Genomic DNA, 21,113 nt, shown 5'->3' with positions numbered 1-21,113 from the left:
CCGGCCCGCCTGGTGTGGGCCCCGGCTGCGCGAAATCAAAACCCCGATATCCGCCCCTGGATTCCGGTTGTTAGCGTGTTGTCCTTTCCCACGCATCCAGTACCATGCCAGAGGATGGCGTCCCGGGCCGCGCATCGGCCCGCTGCCGCCGCCGTTCATCTGACAGGGAAGGCATGAGCCCTCACACATCGCACGTGGCATGGCCGGCGGTCCGATCCTCCTTCGGACCGGGCACGGCGGCAGCCGTCTTTTTCCTGTTCATGCTGGTCTTCGTGCTGGGCAATGCCGCCGCCGTGCATTCCCTGCTGTCGCGCTACGAGAGCGCGCTCGACCAGGCCGTCACCCTGGACCGCATGCGCGCCGCCAGCCAGCAGCTGGCGGTGCGGGCGATGCGCCTGTCCGACGGCGCCCTGGTGCAGGCGGGCCAGCTCAGCCAGGAAATGGACTTCATGGATCGCGCCCTGCAGGCCCTGGACCAGGGCGGCGTCATCGACGGCCGCGAGATCCCCGCCCTGGCGCAGCCGGCCTCGCGCGATTTCCTGCCCCGCATCCGGCGCGACTGGGTCACCCTGCGCGGCCGGCTGCAGACCGTGCTGCTGGGCACCTACGTGCGCGACGAGCGCGCGGCCGAGGCGCGCGAACTGCCCCAGATCGTCCAGCGCCAGTGGGTGGCCGACGACGCCGAGACCCTGCTGGGCACGCTCGACGCCTGCGCCGACGTCCTGATGCCGCTGCTGCGCGAGGACAAGGACCGCGCCCTGCTGGCCAGCGGCGGGCTGGCGCTGCTGAACCTGATCCTGCTGCTGGGCCTGTACCTGCTGCTGCGCCGCCATCTGGTCCGGCCCCTGCGCGAACTGCGCATCGCCTGCCGGCAGCTGGTCCAGGGACACTACGACGCCCGCATCGGCTATCGGGGCAAGGGCGAGCTCGGCCAGGTGGCGCAGGATTTCAACGACGGCATCCGGCAGGTCCACGACCTGCTGGCCAAGATGCGCGAGGATCAGGCGGGCCTGCTGCGGGCCGACACCATCTTCCAGGGCCTGGCCTCGAACTCCATCGTGGGGATCTTCCTGGTCGAGAACGAGCGCTTCACCTTCGTCAGCAGCAAGATGGCCGAAATCTTCGGCTACGAGCCGCGCGAGATGGTCGACGCCATGACGCTGCTGACCATCGTGGTGCCGCGCGAGCGCTTCCTGATGGCCGAATCGATCAAGGCCAGCCAGAGCCGGCGGGACGGCACGCTGCGCTTCGAGCGCCATGGCCGCCGCAAGGACGGTTCGGAGATCGACATCGAGGTGTTCAGCTCGACCGTGCGGGTGGGCGAGCAGGTCTCGGTCATCGGCATCGTGCAGGACATCACCGAGCGCAAGCAGGCCGAGTCCTCGGCCCAGCTCGCCGCCATCGCCTACGAGAACAGCAGCGAGGCCATCGCCATCACCGATTCGGCCGGGGTGGTCATCGACGTCAATCCGGCCTATTCGCGGATGACGGGCTTCTGGCCCGACGAGATCGCCGGCGAGCTGCTGCCGCTGCTGCGGCCGGGCCGCCACAACCGCGATTTCTACGACGAGATGTGGCATGCCATCAACACCCAGGGACGCTGGGAAGGCGAATACTGGAGCCAGCGCAAGTCGGGCGAGGACTATGCCGAGCGCGTGGTCATGGACACGGCCTGGAACCACGACGGCTCGGTCAATTGCCGGGTGGCGATGCTCAGCGACGTGACGCAGAAAAAGCAGATCGAGGCGCAGATCTGGAACCAGGCGCACCACGACCCCCTGACCGGCCTGCCGAACCGCCAGTATTTCAACGAACGCCTGCAGGCCGCCGTCCAGTCGGCGGACCAGTCGGGGCAGCCCCTGGCGCTGCTGTTCCTGGATCTGGACCTGTTCAAGGAGATCAACGATTCCATGGGGCACGCGACGGGCGACCGGCTGCTGGTCGAGGTCGCCCGTCGCCTGCAGTCCTGCGCGCCGCCCGAGACCAGTTTCGTGGCGCGCCTGGGCGGCGACGAATTCGTCGTCATCCTGAACGACACCGCGGACAAGGCGCGGATCGACGCGCTGTGCCGCGCCATCCTCGACCGCATCACCGAGCCCTACCGCCTGGGCGGCGATCCGCTGCGGATCTCGGCCAGCCTGGGGGTGGCGCTGTATCCGCAGGACGCCGAGGATGCCGAGTCCCTGATGCGCCACGTGGACATGGCGATGTACGTCGCCAAGGATTCCGGCCGAAACTGCTTCCATTACTTCGACCGGAGCATGCGCGAACGCGCGCGCATGCAGCGCGACCTGATGTACGCCCTGCCGCAGGCCATCCAGGACTCGCAGTTCTTCCTCCTGTTCCAGCCGATCCACTCCTTCCGCACGGGGCGCATCGTGCTGGCCGAAGTCCTGCTGCGCTGGCGGCATCCGGAGTTCGGCGTGATCGTCCCGGCCGACTTCATTCCCTTCGCCGAGGAGCGCCTGCTGATCCGGCCGCTGGGCGACTGGGTGTTCCGCGAGTCGATCCGCCAGCTGGCCCGCTGGCGCGAGGCCCTGGCGCCGGACCTGCGCCTGACGATCAACGTCTCGCCCGGTCAGCTCGGCCTGGAGGACGCCGGGCTGGACGTCGTGTTCGGGCTGTTCGACGCGCTGGACCTGCCGCCGGACTGCCTGGTGCTGGAACTCAGCGAGCAGATGCTCATGACCGGGGATCTGCAGGCGCAGGACCGGCTGCGGCGCCTGCACGAGGCCGGGCTGCGCTTCAGCGTGGGCGCGGTGTCGATCGGCATGCCGGCCCTGCTGGCGGTGAACGAACTGCCGTTCGAGACCCTCAAGCTCGAACGCGCGACGACCGAGCGGCTGCTGGATGGCGAGCACGCCCCCATGGTGAGCGAAGCCATCATCGCCCTGGCGCACCGGCTGGGCCTGCGGGTCACCGCCGAGGGCATCGTCAGCCAGGCCCAGTACGAGCTGCTGCGCGATGCGGGCTGTGACGAGGGTCAGGGCTACTGGTTCGACGAGCCGCTGGACCAGGCGGCCTTCGAGCAGCGCCTGCGCAGGCAGGCCGGCGGCTAGGGCGCGTCCGCCGGCGCCGGCGGGGATGCCGGTTCTTTGCGCCGCCGCGCCCGGACGGCCAGCAGCAGTCCTAGCAGCGTCCAGGCGAGGATCGGCGCATTGCCCCAGCGCACGTAGGGCGTCAGCCCCTCGGTGCCCTGGACCTCGGCGTCCAGGACGCCCGGGCGGCCCGGTTCGAGCGCGCCCCGCACCTGGCCGCGGGCGTCGATGACGGCGGTGGCGCCGGTGTTGGTGGCGCGCACCATGGGACGTGCGGTCTCCAGGGCCCGCATGCGGGCGATCCACAGGTGCTGGCGCAGCGCCCAGCCGTCGCCGAACCAGGCCAGGTTGCTCAGGTTGACCAGGATGCTGGCGCCCGGCGCATCGGCGCCGTCGGGCGCGACCGTGGCGGCGATTTCCTCGCCGAAGGTGTCCTCGTAGCAGATGTCGATGGCCAGGCGCTGGCCGCCGACCGCCAGCGGCGGCTGGCGCGCCGGCCCGCGGTCGAAGTCGCCCAGCGGGATCTGCATGGCGCGCACGAACCAGTGGAAGCCGGGGGGAATGAATTCGCCGAAGGGCACCAGGTGGCGCTTGTCGTAGTGCCAGTCGCCGCCGGCCGGGGCCGATGATCCGGCCTGCGGGCGCAGGGCGATGGCGCCGTTGGTGTAGCGGTCGCCGGCCGGCGTGGCGACGTGCAGCGGCGCCCCGAGCACGAAGGTCGCGCGCATCGATTCGGCGGCGGCCCGCCATTGCCGCCAGACGGCCTCGGGCACCTGGTCCTGGAAGATCGGCAGCACGGTTTCCGGCAGGATCACCACGGCGGGGCGGTCCGGCTCGCTCTTGGGGGGCAGCGCGGCCAGGCGCTGGACGCGTTCCTGGGTGGGCCGGAAGAGCTCGGGCTGGAACTTGTCGGACTGGGGGGTGGCCGGCTGGACCAGGCGCACCATCAGGGGCTCGCCCAGCGGGCGGGCCCATTCGACGTGGCTCCAGGCGATGCCCAGCAGCCCGGCCAGCAGGGCCAGGCCCACCACGGCGGCCGCGCTGCGGTCGTAGGCGGTGTCCTTGGCGCGCGCCATCAGCGCGGCGGCGGCGGCGGAGAACGCCGCCAGCCAGGCCAGGCCGTAGACCCCGGCGAACGGCGCCCAGGCGGCGAACATGCCTTCGGCGTGCGCGTAGCCGGCGTTCAGCCAGGTGAATCCCGTGAACAGCGTGCCGCGCAGCCATTCGGCCAGCGTCCAGGCCGAGGCCCAGGCGACGGCGTTGAGGATCTGGCGCGGGGCGCGCCGTTCGGGATGGCCGTGGCCGGCGCACAGCCAGGCGGTCAGGGCGCAGGCGCCCGCCGCGTAGGCGGCCATGGCCGCCGCGAACAGCAGCAGGGCGGCGATGGCCAGCGGCAGCGGCAGGCCGCCGAATTCGTGCATGCTGGTGGTCAGCCAGTAGACGCCGATGCCGAACTGGGCCAGCCCGAACAGCCAGCCCAGGCCCGCCGCCCGGCGCGGATCGGGCGCGCCGAAGGTCAGGGCCGCCAGGACGGCCAGCGCGGCGATCTGCGCGAAGGGCAGGCTCCAGGCGGGCAGGGGGCCGGGCGCGAAGCAGAGCGCCTGCAGGGCGCCGGCCAGCAGCGCCGCCAGGCGGCCGCGTCCCGCGCGCCGCGCGTCCGGCGCACCGGGGCGCGGCGCGGGCGCGGAATCAGGCGGCATGTTCCGGAGCGGGCGGCGGCGGGTCCTGCCGCTGGATGTGCAGCCAGCGCGCCCGCTTGCCGTCGGCGCTCACGACGGTGAAGACCAGGCCGCGGCGTTCGAGGCGCTCGCCGCGCCGCGGGATGTGGCCCAGCTCGGCGGCCAGCCAGCCGTTGAGCGTGTCGGCGTCCTCGTCGGGCAGATGGGTGCCGAAGGTCTCGTTGAAGTCCTCGATCTCGGTGCTGCCCATCGCGCGCCAGCTGTTCTCGCCGGTGCGGAAGATGGTCTTTTCGCCCTCGTCGTCGAATTCGTCCTCGATGTCGCCGACGATCTGCTCCAGCACGTCTTCCATGGTCACCAGGCCGCAGATGCCGCCGTGCTCGTCGATCACGATGGCCAGGTGATTGCGGCTCACGCGGAATTCGTGCAGCAGTTCGTTCAGGCGCTTGGATTCGGGGATGAAGACGGGCGGGCGCACCAGCGCGCGGACGTCCAGGGCGTGGTCCGCCAGGGCCAGCAGCAGGTCCTTGGCGAGCAGCACGCCGACGATGTTGTCGCGGTCGCCCTCGTAGACGGGGAAGCGCGAATGGCCGGTCTCGGTGATGGCCGGCATCAGTTCCGGCAGCGGCCGGGAGATGTCGAGCAGGTCCATGCGCGCACGCGACACCATGATGTCGGCCACGGTCTTGTCCGCGACGGCGAGGGCCCCGGAGATCATGGCGTACGATTCCCCGTCGAGGACGGAGTGGTCGTGGGCGGCTTCGAGGACGGCGCGGATGTCGTCGCGGTCCGCGGGCGGGGCGGGGCGCAGCAGGGCCTTGAAGCGGGACAGAAGGGAACGTGCCGGCCGGGGAGGTCGGGGCTCCGAGTCGGAGGCGTGTGGGTCGGGCATTGTCCTGAGGACGAGTGACGGATTCTGTAGCATAACCGATAAACGGCGGCTGCCGTTCGGCGGGCGAGGCGGGGCCGATGGCGGCCCGCTGCGGACCCGTCAGCCGGGACGGCCGATGATCCGCTCGCGCTGTCCGCTTATGCCGCCCCCTTATGTCCGTCCGCTTATGTCCGTCCGTTCATGTCGCGTAGGGATCGGGGATGTCCTGGGCGGCCAGGATGCGGGTCTCCAGCGCCTCCATGCGCTCAGCCTCGTCGGCCTCGATGTGGTCGTGGCCCAGGGCGTGCAGCACGCCGTGGGTGACCAGGTGGGCGGCGTGGTGCAGCAGGGGCTTGCCCTGTTCGGCCGCCTCGCGCTCCAGCACCGACAGGCAGAGCACGATGTCGCCGCTGATCAGCCCGGAAGGGTCGGCGCCGTACTCGAAGGTCAGGACGTTGGTGGCGGCGTCGCGGCCGCGCCAGGCGGCGTTCAGGGCGCGGCCTTCCCCGGCGTCGACGATGCGCAGGGTCAGGGCCACCGGGCTGCCGGCGCGCGGGTCGGGAGGCGCCAGGGCGGCCGCCAGCGCGCGCCCCACCCAGCGCCGCAGGCGCCAGCGCGGCAGCGCCGGGGCCGGGACCGCGTACTGGACCGACAGGGTGAAATCAGGATACATGGTCGCCCGCCCGCTCGTAGGCCTCGACGATGCGGCCCACCAGCGGGTGGCGCACCACGTCGCGGCTGGTGAAGCGCGTCTGGGCGATGCCTGGCACGTCGTCGAGCACGTCCAGGGCGTGCAGCAGGCCGCTCTGGTGGCCCTTGGGCAGGTCCACCTGGGACGGGTCGCCGTTGATGACGGCCTTGCTGCCGAAGCCGATCCGCGTGAGGAACATCTTCATCTGTTCCGGCGTGGTGTTCTGCGCCTCGTCGAGGATGATGAAGGCGTGGTTCAGGGTGCGCCCGCGCATGTAGGCCAGCGGGGCGATCTCGATGGTCTGTTTCTCGAACAGGCGCTGCGTGCGCTCGAAGCCCAGCAGGTCGTACAGCGCGTCGTAGAGCGGCCGCAGGTAGGGATCGACCTTCTGGACCAGGTCGCCGGGCAGGAAGCCCAGGCGCTCGCCGGCCTCCACGGCCGGGCGCGTCAGCACCAGCCGGGACACCGATTCGCGCTCCAGGGCGTCGATGGCGCAGGCCACGGCGAGCCAGGTCTTGCCGGTGCCGGCCGGCCCGACGCCGAAAGTGACGTCGTGCTTGAGGATGGCGTTCAGGTAGTCGCGCTGGCGCGGGGTGCGCGGCCGCAGGTCGGTCTTGCGGGTGCGCAGGCTCAGGCTGGCGTCGTCCACGGGCGGCAGTTCGGGCAGATCCGGCGCGCCGCCGGAAGCCCCGCCCGCGCGGGCGCCCAGTTCCACCAGGCCGAGCTGCAGGGTGTCCAGCGACAGCGGCCCCTGGGCGGCGCGTTCGTGGAACCAGCGCAGCGCCCGGGCGGCCGGCCGCGCCTGGACGCCCCGGACGGTGAAGCGGGTGCCGCGCCGGGCGATCTCCACGCCGTAGGCCTGGGCGATCTGGCGCAGGTTCTCGTCCAGCGGGCCGCACAGACTGGCCAGGTGGTCATTGTCGGCCTCCAGCTGGAGGGCGAGCGGGCGGGCGGCCTTCGAGGGGGCTTCCGGAGCCGTTGCGGCGGCGCGGCGGGCCGGGGTCTTAGGACCGCTTCTGGTGCTGTTTTTCGTGCTCATGCCGCTCCCTGGGCGACGTGCGCCTCGGCCGAATCCGTCGTGACGATCTCGCCGCGCAGGGTGTTGGCCAGGGCTTCGGTGATGCGCACGTCCACCATCTGGCCGATCAGGCGCGGCTGGCCGGCGAAGTTGACGATGCGGTTGTTTTCCGTGCGGCCTTTCATGTCGCGGGGATCCTTTTTCGAGGGGCCTTCGACCAGCAGGCGCTGGACGCTGCCGACCATGGCGCGGCTGATGGCGGCGGCCTGCTCGTTGATCAGGGCCTGCAGGCGGTACAGCCGGCCGAGCTTTTCGGCTTCCGGCGTGTCGTCGTGCAGGTCGGCGGCCGGGGTGCCCGGGCGGCGCGAATACACGAAGGAGAAGGACTGGTCGAAGCCCACGTGGCGCACCAGGTCCAGCGTCTTCTGGAAGTCGGCCTCGGTCTCGCCGGGGAAGCCGACGATGAAGTCCGAGGACAGCGTCATGTCGGGCCGCGCGGCGCGCAGGCGGCGGATGATGGATTTGTATTCCAGCGCCGTGTAGCCGCGCTTCATGGCGGCCAGCACCCGGTCGCTGCCGGCCTGGACCGGCAGGTGCAGGAAGGGGACGAGCTTGGGCAGCCGGCCGTGCGCCTCGATCAGCCGCGCGGTCATTTCCTTGGGGTGCGAGGTGGTGTAGCGGATGCGCTCGATGCCGGGGATGTCGTGCACGTAGTCCAGCAGCATGGCGAAGTCGGCGATCTCGCCGTGCTCGCCGGCCGGGCCCCGGTAGGCGTTGACGTTCTGGCCCAGCAGGGTGACCTCGCGCACGCCCTGGTCGGCGAGGTCGGCGATTTCCACCAGCACGTCGTCGAACGGCCGCGAGACTTCCGCCCCGCGGGTGTAGGGCACGACGCAGAAGCTGCAGTACTTGCTGCAGCCTTCCATGATGGAGACGAAGGCCGCCGGCCCGTCGACACGGGCGGGGGGCATGGCGTCGAACTTCTCGATTTCCGGGAAGGAGATGTCCACCTGGGACTGGCCGGTGGCGCGGCGCCGGTCGATGAGTTCCGGCAGGCGGTGCAGGGTCTGCGGGCCGAACACCACGTCCACGTAGGGTGCGCGGCGCACGATGGCCTCGCCTTCCTGGCTGGCCACGCAGCCGCCCACGCCGATCACCAGGTCGGGGTTCAGCCGCTTCAGGTGCTGCACGCGGCCCAGGTCGGAAAAGACCTTTTCCTGGGCCTTCTCGCGCACCGAACAGGTGTTGAAGATGATGATGTCGGCGTCGTCCGGACTCTGGGTGAGCTCCACGCCCTTGGCCGCGTGCAGCACGTCGGCCATTTTCTCGGAGTCGTATTCGTTCATCTGGCAGCCGAAGGTGCGGATGAACAGTTTCTTCACGCGGCCGGGCTCGGCGGGCTGCAGCAGGGCGGCCAGGGCTTCTTCGCCGGCGGAGTCCGCGCAGGAGGGGGCGGATGCGGCGGCGAGCGCGGCGCCGGCGCGCCGCAGGGTGGTTTCTTGCATGACGGGTGCCGTGACGGGTTTACATCCCGGGGGCGGAGTGTGGAAACCCTTGATTGTACTGTGTGAAGCCGGGATATCGGAGGCTGCCGCGTGTACAAGGGGAGCGTGATTGGATTCGGGTTCTGAATCCGCGCGCGGCGACGGGCGGTTCCGTGCCTGGTGAATCCACTGGAGCGCGTGGTGGCGGGTGGTTCCCCGACAACCGCGCGAGGCGCCGGCGGCTTCCGAAGGGAGGCCGGGGGAAGTCGGCGGGCGTGTCCGAGCCGCGCAGCGGCGAGTTCGCCCGCCGCTCGGCCGGACGAGGAAGGGCCGGGCAGTCCGACCGCAGGGAGGACCGCCGAGCAGGGCGGAGGGGAACCGCCCGTCGCCGCGCGCGGGTTTAGAAAGCGATGCTCCATGCGGCGAGCATCCCCGCTGCATCATCCCGCATGGGTCGAGAGCCCAAAAAAACAGGGCTGGCCATCCGAAGAGGCCGGCCCTGATCCGGATGATCCGTTCAGTCGTGGAACACGTCGTCCAATGAAGGAGCGTCCACGAAATTCAAGGACCACAGCATCAGCTGCGATTCCGTGGCGTTCTGGACGCGTTGCGTCACGTCGTCAGGGATGGGCCCGAAGCGCCGTTCGATCAGGCGCAGCAGCAGGTCGGCCTGGCCTTCCAGTTTGCCTTCCAACCTGCCTTCCTGTTTCCACTGTTGCGCCCAGACGCCGGGTTTTTCGCTGATCATCATGGCCAGTTCCTCCAGAGTATTGACGGGGGGCAGGGGTTCGTCGAGGGCGGCGTTGGATTGGGCCACCAGCAGTAGCCAGGCTGTCATGCTGCGATTCAGTTCCTGGAATTCAGGGCCCTGGGTCGCCTGAACGAGAGTGTGCACCAAAGCCCGCCATTGCTCAATCTCCCGGCTGGCGCCCAGGCGGAACATCAGGGCGGCCAGGTTCGTGTCGGGCAATCCGCCGGCTTGCAACAGGGCACGTTCTTCCACCAGCAGATAACGCATCTGCAACTGATAGGGCCGCAGATCGTTGGGCATGTCGGCGATCAGGCCAGCCATGTCCGGCGAGGCCCGCCAGGGCGTGGTGCCGCTGTACAGCACGACAGGCAGTACCGGCGGCAAGGGCAGTTCGATGTGGAGGGCCCGCAATAGGGACTGATACGACAGGCCCGTGTAGACGGCGGTACGCAGCGGCATCGTCGCATCGGATTCGCTCTGATGTTCCAGCAACAGCAGAATGCACAGATAGCCTGGTGGCGATGCGTCCCCTGGCCTGCGTCGGCGGGAAATCAGCCAGGCGATGTCGCCTGATCGTTTTTTCAATCGGTCGCTGATGTAATTGGTCGGGACGGATTGCGCGCCATTCCAGTCCAGGGCATCGAACAGCGTGGCGGAGAGTGTGCAGGCCATCAGATCGCGCACCATGGCGGGGTGCTCGAACAGGCGTCGGTAGGCGGCATCGGTCTTGCCCATGATCGGTGTCCATCGGGTTGGCGATGGAAGTCATGATGCAGGGGGGAGGGGCTGCTATGAAAGCGTATTTGGGTGATTTTGATCAGGTTTGTCACTGAGGAAAAATCCCCGATTTGCCGTTGCCTGTCGTGGTCAACCCCCAGTCAGGGTCCTGCAGAGTCTTGGACATGCCCTGACGGAGCGCGCGTCGGCGGGCGGTTCCCCGACAACCGCGCGAGGCGCCGGCAGGGCGGAGGGGAACCGCCCGCCGACGCGCGCGGGTCAAGAAAGCGATGCTCCATGCGGCGAGCATCCCCGCTGCGTCATCCCGCATGGATCGAGAACCCAAAAAAACAGGGCCGGCCATCCGAAGAGGCCGGCCCCGTGCGTGGCGCGGGAGAACGGGGGACGTTATCCGAGCTCGACTTCGGGCCCGTCCTTCTTGACCGGCTTGACCAGGTCCTCGCGCTTGATGCCCATCCACATCGCCAGGGCGGCGGCCACGAACACCGACGAATAGATGCCGAACCAGATCCCGATCGTCAGGGCGAGCGAGAAGTTGTGCAGCGTCGGCCCGCCGAAGAAGAACATCGACAGCACCATCATCTGCGTCGAGCCGTGCGTGATCACCGTCCGGGAGATGTTCTGCGTGATCGAGGCGTTGATGATCTCGCGCACCGAGGCCTTGCGCTGCTTGCGGAAGTTTTCGCGGATCCGGTCCATCACCACCACGGATTCGTTCACCGAGTAGCCCAGCACCGCCAGCACCCCGGCCAGCACCGACAGCGAGAATTCCCACTGGAAGAAGGCGAAGAAGCCCAGGATGATCACCACGTCGTGCAGGTTCGCCAGCGCGCACGAGGCCGCCAGCTTCCACTCGAAGCGCACGGCCAGGTACACCATGATGCCGACCACCACGAAGAGCAGCGCCATCAGGCCGTTGTGCAGCAGTTCCTGGCCGACCTGCGGCCCCACGAATTCCACGCGGCGCAGCTGCACGCCGGGGTTCTGCGCCTGCAGGGCCGACAGCACGGTGCGGCTCTGGGCGGCGGTGTCCTCGTCGGGGCGCACCGGCAGGCGGATCATCACGTCCTGCGAGGTGCCGAAGTTCTGCACCTGGAAGTCGGTGTAGCCCAGCGCGTCGATGGCCGTGCGGATCTCGGCCACCGGCGCGGACTGCTCGTAGTGGACCTCCATCACCGTGCCGCCGGTGAACTCGATCGACAGGTGGAATCCCCGGGTGGCGATGAAGAAGACGGCGGCCAGAAAGGTCAGCAGGCTGATGATGTTCAGGATCAGCGCATGCCGCATGAACGGGATGGTGCGATGGATGCGGAAGAATTCCATGATGTGTCCTGGGTGCGGGGTGGACGGGCTCGGGGCGCGGGCCCGTCAGTCCTGCTTGGGTTTCCAGATCTGGCCGATGGAGATCGACTTCAGCTTGCGCTGGCGGCCATACCACAGGTTGGCCAGGGCGCGCACGCCGACCACCGACGAGAACATCGAGGTCAGGATGCCGATGCAGTGCACCACGGCGAAGCCGCGCACCGGGCCGGTGCCGAAGGCCAGCAGGGCGACGCCCACGATCAGGCTGGTGAGGTTGGAGTCGAAGATCGTCGCCCAGGCGCGGTCGAAGCCCAGGTGGATGGCCTGCTGGGGCGGCAGCCCGGCGCGCAGTTCCTCGCGGATGCGCTCGTTGATCAGCACGTTGGCGTCGATCGCCATCCCCAGCGTCAGGGCGATGGCGGCGATGCCGGGCAGGGTCAGCGTGGCCTGCAGCATGGACAGCACCGCCAGCAGCAGCAGCACGTTGAAGCTCAGGCCCAGGGTGGAGAACAGACCGAACAGGTGGTAGTACAGGATGATGAAGATCGCGATGGCGGTGAAGCCGTACAGCGTCGAGTCGAAGCCCTGCTTGATGTTGGCGGCGCCCAGGCTCGGGCCGATGGTGCGTTCCTCGATGATGTGCATCGGCGCCGCCAGCGAGCCGGCGCGCAGCAGCAGGGCCACGTCGGCGGCTTCCTGCGCGGTCATGCTGCCGGAGATCTGCACCTGGCCGCCGGGGATCTCGGAGCGGATCACCGGGGCGGTGACGACTTCGCCCTTGCCGTTCTCGAACAGCACGATGGCCATGCGCTTGCCGATGTTGTCGCGCGTCACGTCGCGGAAGATGCGCGCGCCCTTGGAGTCCAGCGTCAGGTTGACGGTGGGCTGCTGGGTCTGATGGTCGCGGCCGGGCTGGGCGTCCTGCAGGTTCTCGCCCGTCAGGATCACCTGGCGGCGCAGCAGCAGGGGGCGGCCGTCGCGGTCGGTGTAGCGCACCAGGCCGAAGGGCACGCGGCCCGAGGCCAGCGCGGCCGTGGCGGTGGGCGAGTCGTCCACCATGTGGATTTCCAGGGTGGCGGTGCGGCCCAGGATGTCCTTGGCCTTGGCCACGTCCTGCACGCCGGGCAGCTGGACCACGATGCGGTCGCCGCCCTGCTGCTGGATCACGGGCTCGGCCACGCCGAGTTCGTTGATCCGGTTGTGCAGCGTCTGGATGTTCTGCTTCAGGGCGTTGTCCTGGACCTGGGTGATGGCGGCCGGGCTGAGCGTGCCGTCCACCAGCCACTGCTCGCCGGACTGCCCGGTCGTGAAGACCATTTCGGGCATCGCGCGGCGCAGCGCGTCGACGGCGGCGTCGCGGTCGGCCTCGGTGGCGAAGGTGGCACGCACCGACTGCTGGTTGCGCTCGACGTCCTCGACCTTGAGCTTGGCGTCGCGCAGCGTGGTGCGCGCCTCGCCCGCCATGGAATCGTAGCGGCTGGTCAGGGCGCCCTGCATGTCCACCTGGAGCAGGAAGTGCACGCCGCCGCGCAGGTCCAGGCCCAGGTACATCGGGTGCGCGCCCAGGGATGAGAGCCAGTTCGGCGAGGCCGACATCAGGTTCAGGGCGATGGTGTAGTCGGGGTTCTGCGGGTCCGGGTTCAGGGCCTTTTCGAGCTGGTCCTTGGCCTTGAGCTGGGTGTCGGTGGAGTCGAAGCGCAGCCGCACCGTGCCGACCGGGCCGTTCATCTCGAAGGAGCCGGCGGTCGGCTGCAGGCCGGCCTGGTCCAGGACCTGCTCGGCCCGCGACAGGGTGTTCTGATCGACCTTGACGGCCGTCTTGGCTCCCGCGATCTGGACCGCCGGCGATTCACCGTAGAGGTTGGGCAGCGTGTAGAGCACGCCGATCAGGACGGCGGCCAGAACGATGAGGTATTTCCAGAGAGGGTAGCGGTTCATGGTCGATCGGGTGGGGCGGGTCTGGAGAGACGAGGCGCCGCGGGGGCGGCGCCCGCCGGGCGAACAGGTCCTAGAGCGACTTGATCGTGCCCTTGGGCAGCACGGCCGTGACGGCGCTGCGCTGCACGATGGTTTCCACGGCCTTGTCGCCCGACTGCGCGATTTCGACGGTCAGGTAGTTGTCGCTGACCTTGCTGATCTTGCCCAGCATGCCGCCCGTCATGATGATTTCATCCCCCTTGGCCAGGGCTTCGACCATCTTCTTGTGGTCCTTCTGGCGCTTCATCTGCGGACGGATCATCAGGAAATACAGGATGACGAACATCAGGATGATGGGCAGCATGCTCATCAGCGGGTTCGCTTCGCCGGCGGCTTGGGCCGGGATCAGGGACAGGGTGTCGACGAGGGACATGGAGGCTCCTGCGGGTCGGTGGGGTTCGATGGACGGACACGAGCCGCAGGGCATCGGGCTCATGAAGCATGAGGCCCGTGCACGAAGCTCGTGTATGAAATTAACTCTTGATTGTAGCGGGATATCCGCCGGGCCGCGTCCGGGTGCCCGTGCGCCGGGCGCCCGCACGGCAGCCGAGGCTCATTCGATGCCGCGCGCCCGGTCGCGGTGGAAGGCCGCGCGCCAGGACTCGAAGCGGTCCTCCTCGATGGCCGTGCGCATCTCCGCCATCAGGCGCAGGTAGAAATGCAGGTTGTGCAGGGTGTTCAGGCGGGCGCCGGTGATTTCCCCGGCGCGCTGCAGGTGGTGCAGGTAGGCGCGCGAGAAATGCCGGCAGGTGTGGCAGCCGCAGGCGGGGTCCAGCGGGCGGGTGTCGTCGCGGTAGCGGGCGTTGCGGATCTTCAGGTCGCCGTGGCGGGTGAACAGCCAGCCGTTGCGCGCGTTGCGGGTGGGCATGACGCAGTCGAACATGTCCACGCCCCGGCTCACGCCCTCGACCAGGTCCTCGGGCGTGCCCACGCCCATCAGGTAGCGCGGCGCCTGGGCGGGCATGCGCGGGGTCACGTGGGCCAGCACGCGCATCATGTCCTCCTTGGGCTCGCCCACCGACAGGCCGCCGATGGCGTAGCCCTCGAAGCCGATCTCCGTCAGCCCAGCCAGGGACTCGTCGCGCAGGTCCTCGTACATGCCGCCCTGGATGATGCCGAACAGGGCGTTGGGGTTGCCCAGCTCCAGGAAGGCCTGGCGCGAGCGGCGCGCCCAGCGCAGCGACATGCGCATCGAAGCGGCGGCCTCTTCGTGGGTGGCGGGGCGCTCGCCGATGCGGTAGGGCGTGCATTCGTCCAGCACCATGGCGATGTCGGAATTCAGGCTGCGCTGGATGCGCATCGATTCCTCGGGCGTGAGGAACAGGCGCGCGCCGTCGATGGGCGAGGCGAAGCGCACGCCTTCCTCGGTGATCTTGCGCATGCCGTCCAGGCTGAAGACCTGGAAGCCGCCCGAATCGGTCAGGATCGGCCGGTCCCACTGCATGAAGCCGTGCAGGCCGCCGTGGCGGTCCAGGATGTCGGTGCCGGGGCGCAGCCACAGGTGGAAGGTGTTGCCCAGCACGATCTGGGCGCCGATCTCCTCCAGCTCGTGCGGCAGCATGGCCTTGACGCTGCCGTAGGTGCCCACGGGCATGAAGATCGGCGTCTGGACGACGCCGTGGTTCAGCGTCAGGCGGCCGCGGCGGGCGGCGCCGTCGGTGTGCAGCAGGTCGAATCGGAGTCCGGTCATGGGGTCGGGGCCTGGGGCTGGTCTGCGGGGGCGAGGTCCTGGGCGGCCTCGATGAACATGGCGTCGCCGTAGCTGAAGAAGCGGTAGCGCGACCGCACGGCGTGGGCGTAGGCGCGGCGGATGGGCTCCAGGCCCGCCAGGGCGGACACCAGCATCAGCAGCGTCGATTGCGGCAGGTGGAAATTGGTGATCAGGGCATCGACGTGGGCGAAGCGGTAGCCGGGCGTGATGAACAGCCGGGTGTCGCCTTCGCAGGCGTGCTCGCCGTCGCCGTCGTGCGCGGCGGCTTCCAGGGAGCGCACGCTGGTGGTGCCCACGGCGATCACGCGGCCGCCGCGCGCGCGGGTCTCGCGGATGCGGCGCAGGGTGTCGGCCGGCACGACGTAGCGTTCGGCGTGCATGACGTGCTCGCTGATGCGCGCGACGCGCACCGGCTGGAAGGTGCCGGCGCCCACGTGCAGGGTGACGAAGGCGCGCTCCACCCCCATGGCGTCCAGGCGGTCGAGCATGGCCTGGTCGAAGTGCAGGCCGGCGGTCGGCGCGGCCACGGCGCCCGGCTTGGCGGCGTAGACGGTCTGGTAGCGCGCCTCGTCCTCGCTGCCGGCGCCGTGCGTGATGTAGGGCGGCAGCGGCACGCTGCCGTGGCGCTCCAGCAGTTCCAGCACGGGGGCGGGGAAGGCCAGCTCGAACAGTTCGTCCCGGCGCCCCAGGACCTCGGCCTCGAAGGCGCCGTCGGCCAGCGCCAGCCGCGTGCCGGGGCGGGGCGACTTGCTGGCGCGCACGTGGGCCAGCGCGCGCCGGGGCTCGGTGATGCGCTCGATCAGGACCTCGACCTGGCCGCCGCTGTCCTTGCGGCCGCGCAGCCGGGCCTTGATGACGCGGGTGTCGTTGAAGACCAGCAGGTCGCCGGCGCGCAGCAGGCCGGGCAGATCGGTGAATTGCAGGTCGTGCAGGCCGCCGGCGCCGTCCAGGCGCAGCAGCCGGCTGGCGTCGCGCCGCGCGGCGGGGTGCTGGGCGATGAGTTCGGGGGGAAGTTCGTAGTCGAACTGGGCAATGTCGAGGGAATCGGTCACGGGCAGGCCGGGCGCGGGCGAGGGCGTCCGGGGAAGGAAACGGTCGGGGGAATGGAAACGGGAGGTATTTTAGTCCGATGCGTCCGCGCGATGCGCCGCCGGTCCCGCGCCTCGGCGCGCCGGCGTCCCGTCCGGCCGGATGGCGCGCCCCGCGGGCCCTTGCCTGCGCCCGCCCGCTTTGGATTATGCTGGCGTTTTTTGGCGCCGGGCCGCCCCGAGGCAAAATGCGCGCCCTTTCCGGGGCGGCGAGCCGAGGGCGCGGCGCGGGGCGTTTCACAGCGGGTGGCGGCATGCGGTTGGCGGGACGGATGATGCGGGGATCGGGGCACTCACGGTGGCTGCGGCGCCTGGGCGCGGGGCTGGCGGCATGCCTGCTGGCGGGCGCGTCGCTGCGCGCCGGCGCGCAGGCCCTGCCGCCCGAGCTGCAGAAGGCCTGGAAGGCCACGAAACTGCCGCTGTCGGCCCTGTCGCTGGAGATCCGCGAGGCCGGCGGGCCGGTCATCGCCCGCATCCAGGCCGACGAGCCGCGCAACCCGGCCTCGGTGATGAAGACCGTGACCACCTGGACCGCGCTGTCGGCGCTGGGGCCGGACTACGTCTGGCGCACCCGCTTCCTGTCCGACCCGGGCGCCGACATCGACGACCAGGGCACCCTGTCGGGGCCGCTCTACGTCCAGGCCGCCGGCGATCCCTGGTTCCGCCAGGAAGACCTCTGGAACATGCTGCGCGAACTGCGCCTGCGGGGGGTGAAGAACCTGTCCGAGGTCGTGGTGGACCGCGGGCGCTTCGGCAACGTAGCCATCGACCCGGGCGACTTCGACGACGCCCCGGACCGCCCCTACAATGCCAGCCCCGACGCGATGATGGTCAACTTCGGCGCGACCCGGGTGGTGTTCCTGCCCGATGCCCATGCGCGCCAGTGGGTTCCCTTGCTCGATCCGCCCACGCGCGACGTGCGCGTCGAGGGCCGGCTCGAATGGCTGGACGGCGCCTGCAAGGGCTCGCCCGTGGTGGCGGCCGACGTGCGTCCCGAGGGGCCCGGTTCCGTGATCCACGTCGCCGGCAAGGCCGTCGGCGCCTGCGGCGAGTTCAGCGTGTACCGCCTGGCCGGCGATCAGGACGACCATTTCGAGGCCCTGTTCCGCCTGCTCTGGCGCGAGCTGGGCGGCACGCTGTCGCGCGGCTTCCGCGAAGGCGCCGTGCCCGCGCGCGCCAAGCCGCTGGCCTGGCACGATTCTCCCACGCTGGCCGAGGTGATCCGCCAGATCAACAAGTTCAGCAACAACGTCATGGCCCGCATGACCCTGCTGACCCTGGGCGCGGAGCTGAACGGCCCGGGCGCCACGCCCGACAGCGGCGGCCGCGCGGTCCGGCAGATCCTGAAGAACCAGGGCGTGGACACCACCGGCTGGGTGCTGGACAACGGCTCGGGCCTGTCGCGCCAGGGCCGCATCACGGCGCGCGGCCTGGCGCAGATGCTGGACGTGGCCTGGCGCTCGCCGATGATGCCCGAGTTCATCTCCTCGTTGGCGATCTCGGGGGTGGACGGCACGGTGCGCCGCCGCCTGCGCTCCGAGGACACGCGCGGCCAGGCCCACCTGAAGACCGGCACCCTGCGCGACTCGCGCGCGCTGGCCGGCTACGTGCGCGGGGACAGCGGCAAGCGCTACATCCTGGTCAGCCTGGTCAACGATCCGGGCGCGGCCGCCGTGCGGCCCTTCGATGATGCCCTCGTCGAGTGGCTGGCGGACCGCTGAGCCGCGCGCGGCTCGACACGCCCTTCGCGGCGGGGCGGGGCTCCGGCGTTGCCGGCATGCCCGCCGCGCCCGCATGCCCGCCGCACCCGCATGCCCACTGTTGACAATCTATTAGTTTATTTCTAAATTAATATGAACTAAATTAAAGAGCGCGTGAGGCGGAGCCGTGCCGGTCGAGCCCGGGACGATTCGTCTTGACCGAGGAGACAATATGACCACCGCGCATGTGGACACCTTCGCCCGCGACCATCTGCCGCCGCCCGGGCAGCAGCCCGAATTCCTGTTCGAGCTGCCCGAACTCCGGTTTCCCGAGCGCCTGAACTGCGCCACCGAGCTGCTCGACCGCCACGTCGCCGAAGGGCGCGGCGGCCGCGTCTGCATCCGCGCGCCGGGCGTGACCTGGACCTATGCGGACCTGCAGGAGCGCGCCAACCGCATCGCCCACGTGCTGGTCCGGGAGATGGGCCTGGTGCCGGGCAACCGCGTGCTGCTGCGCGCGCCCAACAATCCCATGCTGGCGGCCTGCTGGTTCGCCGTCATGAAGGCGGGCGGCATCGCGGTGGCGACGATGCCGCTGCTGCGGGCCAAGGAGCTGAAGGCCGTCCTGGAGATCGGCCAGGTCACGCACGCCCTGTGCGACGCCACCCTGGCCGAGGAAATGGATCTGGCGGCCCGGGCGTGTCCCGTGCTGCGGCAGCTGCGGTATTTCAAGCAGGACGGCCCGGACGGCCTGGAGGCCGCCATGGCGCGGATGCCGGGCGAGTTCCGCAACGTCGAGACGGCCGCCGACGACACCTGCATCCTGGGCTTCACGTCCGGGACCACGGGCGTGCCCAAGGCCACCATGCATTTCCACCGCGACGTGATGGCGATCTGCGACTGCTGGCCCAAGTACGTGCTGCGGCCCGTGGCCGACGACGTGTTCATCGGCAGCCCGCCGCTGGCCTTCACCTTCGGCCTGGGCGGCCTGCTGCTGTTTCCCCTGCGCGTGGGCGCTTCCGTGGCGCTGCTGGAAAAGGCCGGCCCGCCGCTGCTGCTCGAAGGCATCCGCGAGTTCGGCGCCACCGTGCTGTTCACCGCGCCCACCTCGTACCGGGCGCTGGCGGCCCATGGCGCCGAACTGCGGCGCACGCCGCTGCGCAAGTGCGTGTCGGCGGGCGAGGCGCTGCCGGCGGCCACGCGCGCCCTGTGGAAGGAAGCCACCGGCATCGAGCTGATCGACGGCATCGGCGCCACCGAAATGCTGCACATCTTCATCTCGCACGACGAAAGCAACGCCCGGCCCGGCGCCACCGGCAAGCCGGTGCCCGGCTACCGTGCCAGGGTGGTGGACGACGCCGGCCGGGAGGTGCCCCCCGGCACCATCGGCAAGCTCGCCGTGCAGGGCCCCACGGGCTGCCGCTACCTGGCCGATCCGCGCCAGAAGACCTACGTGCGCGACGGCTGGAACCTGACCGGCGACGCCTACCTGATGGACGCCGACGGCTACTTCTTCTACCAGGCGCGCACGGACGACATGATCGTCTCGTCGGGCTACAACATCGCCGCGCCCGAGGTCGAGGAGGCCCTGATGCAGCATCCCGCCGTGGCGGAGTGCGCCGTGATCGGCGTGCCCGACGCGGACCGCGGCCAGATCGTCAAGGCCTTCGTGGTCCTGCGGTCCGGCCAGGCGCGGGACGAGGCGATGGCCAGGGCGCTGCAGGATTTCGTGAAGGCGACGATCGCGCCCTACAAGTATCCGCGCGCCGTGCAGTTCCTGGATGCGCTGCCCCGCACCCAGACCGGCAAGCTGCAGCGTTTCCGGCTGCACGAGCAGGAGTGAGCCCCTGCGCGCTTCGAGCGGCTGCCTGGGCCGCCCGGCTTGACGTATGATGCGCCAGGAGCGCGCCGCCCCGGCCGGGGGCGGGCCTCCGTGTGCAATCAGGCGGAAACCCAGGCGGAAAATCAGGCGGACATCATGGCTGACATCGACCCGCGGCGCTTCATCCCGGAAGGCAAGGACTTCCATTACGACGAGTTCCCGTTCTACTGGCTGGTCCGCCTCCACGCCCTCTACACGCTCGAACTCGAACGGGTCCTCAAGCGCCTGAAGACCGGCATTCCCCAGCGGCGGGTCCTGATCGTCCTGCGGCAGCACGGCGTCGTCAGCATCTCCACGCTGGCCATGCACGTGGTCATCAAGCCGTCCACGCTGACGCGCATCCTGCAGCGGATGCGCGAGGCGGGGCTGATCGAGATGCGCACCAACGCCGAGGACGCGCGCGTGACCGACGTCCTGATCACCGCCGAGGGCGAGGCGCTGGCCGTCCGGATCGAGGAGGCGACCCACCGGATCTTCGTGCGCGGCTACCGCGGCCTGGATGCCGGCGAGCTGGAGCACCTGATGAAGACGCTCAGGCACATGTTCGAGAACCTATCCGAGCACTGACCCGGCGTCGGCGGCATCGGTGCCGGTGCCGGCTTCAGCATCGGCGGAGGCATCGGCGGCGGCGCCCGGGCCCGGTCGCCCCGTGTGCAGATCGATGATCTGGCGCAGCGTCTTTTTCAGCTCCTCGGCGCGGGCGAGCCCGAAGGGCGCGAGCACGCGGCTTTCGTGCTCGCGCGCCAGGCCGATCAGGCGCTCGATCGTGCGCGACCCCTGGGGCGTGATGCGCACCAGGGTGATGCGCCGGTCGCTCGGGTGGGGCAGCCGTTCGACCTGGCCCTTCGACTCCATGCGGTCCAGCAGGCGGGTGACGGTGGGCTGCTTGGTGACGGTGACCTGGGCCAGCTCGCCGATGCTGATGGGATCGCCGTCGGCCAGGGAGGCCATCACGCGCCACTCGGACACCGAAAAGCCGTGCTGGCGGACCACCTCGTGGAATTCCCCCGAAATGAGCCGGCTCGCCAGCGCCAGCAGGGCGGGCAGGTAGCCGTCGACGAAGCGGGCGGGGGCGGGCGGGCTGGATTCCATGGCGTGCGGCATCTGATTCCTGAGGAGGGGACGACGGCCTCAATTCTATGCCCGTCCGGTGGCCGGAGCGCATGGGCTTAGGGTAAATCAT

16 protein-coding genes are annotated in these 21,113 nt (G+C 69.9%); 4 read left to right on the top strand and 12 right to left on the bottom strand.

The genetic code is table 11. From position 1 onward, the window contains the following. The first annotated feature begins 173 nt into the window (after window positions 1–173). Window positions 174–3,059, top strand: coding sequence for a bifunctional diguanylate cyclase/phosphodiesterase (locus BN940_RS18080; protein WP_148304985.1), 2,886 nt, complete (start codon window positions 174–176; stop codon window positions 3,057–3,059). Here BN940_RS18080 and lnt read toward each other — a convergent pair. The 11 genes from lnt to queA form a co-directional block, all read right to left on the bottom strand. Then, window positions 3,056–4,738, bottom strand: coding sequence for an apolipoprotein N-acyltransferase (gene lnt, locus BN940_RS15025; protein WP_052355929.1), 1,683 nt, complete (start codon window positions 4,736–4,738; stop codon window positions 3,056–3,058). The genes BN940_RS18080 and lnt overlap by 4 nt on opposite strands. Beyond that, a complete protein-coding gene (locus BN940_RS15020; protein ID WP_052355928.1) occupies window positions 4,728–5,609 on the bottom strand; it encodes an HlyC/CorC family transporter in 882 nt (293 codons plus the stop codon). The genes lnt and BN940_RS15020 overlap by 11 nt, the downstream gene beginning before the upstream one ends. A 178-nt stretch (window positions 5,610–5,787) precedes the next feature. Beyond that, window positions 5,788–6,261, bottom strand: coding sequence for an rRNA maturation RNase YbeY (gene ybeY / locus BN940_RS15015; RefSeq protein WP_043684279.1), 474 nt, complete (start codon window positions 6,259–6,261; stop codon window positions 5,788–5,790). Next, a complete protein-coding gene (locus BN940_RS15010) occupies window positions 6,251–7,318 on the bottom strand; it encodes a PhoH family protein (protein ID WP_084330719.1) in 1,068 nt (355 codons plus the stop codon). The genes ybeY and BN940_RS15010 overlap by 11 nt, the downstream gene beginning before the upstream one ends. Further along, on the bottom strand, window positions 7,315–8,802 hold the full coding sequence (miaB, locus tag BN940_RS15005; protein WP_043684277.1) for a tRNA (N6-isopentenyl adenosine(37)-C2)-methylthiotransferase MiaB: 1,488 nt from the start codon (window positions 8,800–8,802) through the stop codon (window positions 7,315–7,317). The genes BN940_RS15010 and miaB overlap by 4 nt, the downstream gene beginning before the upstream one ends. Window positions 8,803–9,298: 496 nt before the next feature. Then, a complete protein-coding gene (locus BN940_RS15000; protein ID WP_043684275.1) occupies window positions 9,299–10,267 on the bottom strand; it encodes an Rpn family recombination-promoting nuclease/putative transposase in 969 nt (322 codons plus the stop codon). Window positions 10,268–10,657: 390 nt separating this feature from the next. Next, complete coding sequence (gene secF, locus BN940_RS14995; protein WP_043684273.1) at window positions 10,658–11,593, bottom strand: protein translocase subunit SecF; 936 nt, start codon at window positions 11,591–11,593, stop codon at window positions 10,658–10,660. 45 nt (window positions 11,594–11,638) lie between these two features. Further along, window positions 11,639–13,510, bottom strand: coding sequence for a protein translocase subunit SecD (gene secD / locus BN940_RS14990; RefSeq protein WP_043684271.1), 1,872 nt, complete (start codon window positions 13,508–13,510; stop codon window positions 11,639–11,641). Between the two features lie 70 nt (window positions 13,511–13,580). Then, window positions 13,581–13,922 carry a preprotein translocase subunit YajC gene (gene yajC / locus BN940_RS14985; RefSeq protein ID WP_043684269.1) on the bottom strand — a complete coding sequence of 114 codons (342 nt, stop codon included), beginning with the start codon at window positions 13,920–13,922 and terminating at the stop codon, window positions 13,581–13,583. Between the two features lie 180 nt (window positions 13,923–14,102). Continuing rightward, on the bottom strand, window positions 14,103–15,239 hold the full coding sequence (gene tgt / locus BN940_RS14980; RefSeq protein ID WP_043684267.1) for a tRNA guanosine(34) transglycosylase Tgt: 1,137 nt from the start codon (window positions 15,237–15,239) through the stop codon (window positions 14,103–14,105). After that, window positions 15,236–16,312 (bottom strand): tRNA preQ1(34) S-adenosylmethionine ribosyltransferase-isomerase QueA, encoded by a 1,077-nt coding sequence (queA, locus tag BN940_RS14975; RefSeq protein WP_148304984.1) that lies wholly within the window; start codon window positions 16,310–16,312, stop codon window positions 15,236–15,238. The genes tgt and queA overlap by 4 nt, the downstream gene beginning before the upstream one ends. Before the next feature lie 308 nt (window positions 16,313–16,620). Between queA and dacB the strand changes: the two genes are divergently transcribed. The 3 genes from dacB to BN940_RS14960 all read left to right on the top strand — a co-directional run bounded on the left by dacB (window position 16,621) and on the right by BN940_RS14960 (window position 20,497). Continuing rightward, window positions 16,621–18,069, top strand: a complete 1,449-nt coding sequence (dacB, locus tag BN940_RS14970; protein ID WP_409360343.1) for a D-alanyl-D-alanine carboxypeptidase/D-alanyl-D-alanine endopeptidase — start codon at window positions 16,621–16,623, stop codon at window positions 18,067–18,069. A 211-nt stretch (window positions 18,070–18,280) separates the two neighbouring features. Then, window positions 18,281–19,891: an AMP-binding protein gene (locus BN940_RS14965; RefSeq protein ID WP_043684264.1), complete on the top strand. Its 1,611-nt coding sequence runs from the start codon at window positions 18,281–18,283 to the stop codon at window positions 19,889–19,891. 135 nt (window positions 19,892–20,026) lie between these two features. Beyond that, a complete protein-coding gene (locus BN940_RS14960) occupies window positions 20,027–20,497 on the top strand; it encodes a MarR family winged helix-turn-helix transcriptional regulator (RefSeq protein ID WP_043687604.1) in 471 nt (156 codons plus the stop codon). Here the strand turns inward: BN940_RS14960 and BN940_RS14955 are convergent. Continuing rightward, window positions 20,483–21,022, bottom strand: a complete 540-nt coding sequence (locus BN940_RS14955; RefSeq protein WP_084330870.1) for a MarR family winged helix-turn-helix transcriptional regulator — start codon at window positions 21,020–21,022, stop codon at window positions 20,483–20,485. The two genes, BN940_RS14960 and BN940_RS14955, sit on opposite strands and share 15 nt — an antisense overlap. Window positions 21,023–21,113 lie beyond the last annotated feature (91 nt).

The organism is Castellaniella defragrans 65Phen (genome assembly GCF_000612685.1).
Taxonomy (GTDB): Bacteria; Pseudomonadota; Gammaproteobacteria; order Burkholderiales; family Burkholderiaceae_B; genus Castellaniella; species Castellaniella defragrans.
Note: the sequence above shows the minus strand (reverse complement) of the source record. Positions and strands in the feature narration are given on the sequence as shown.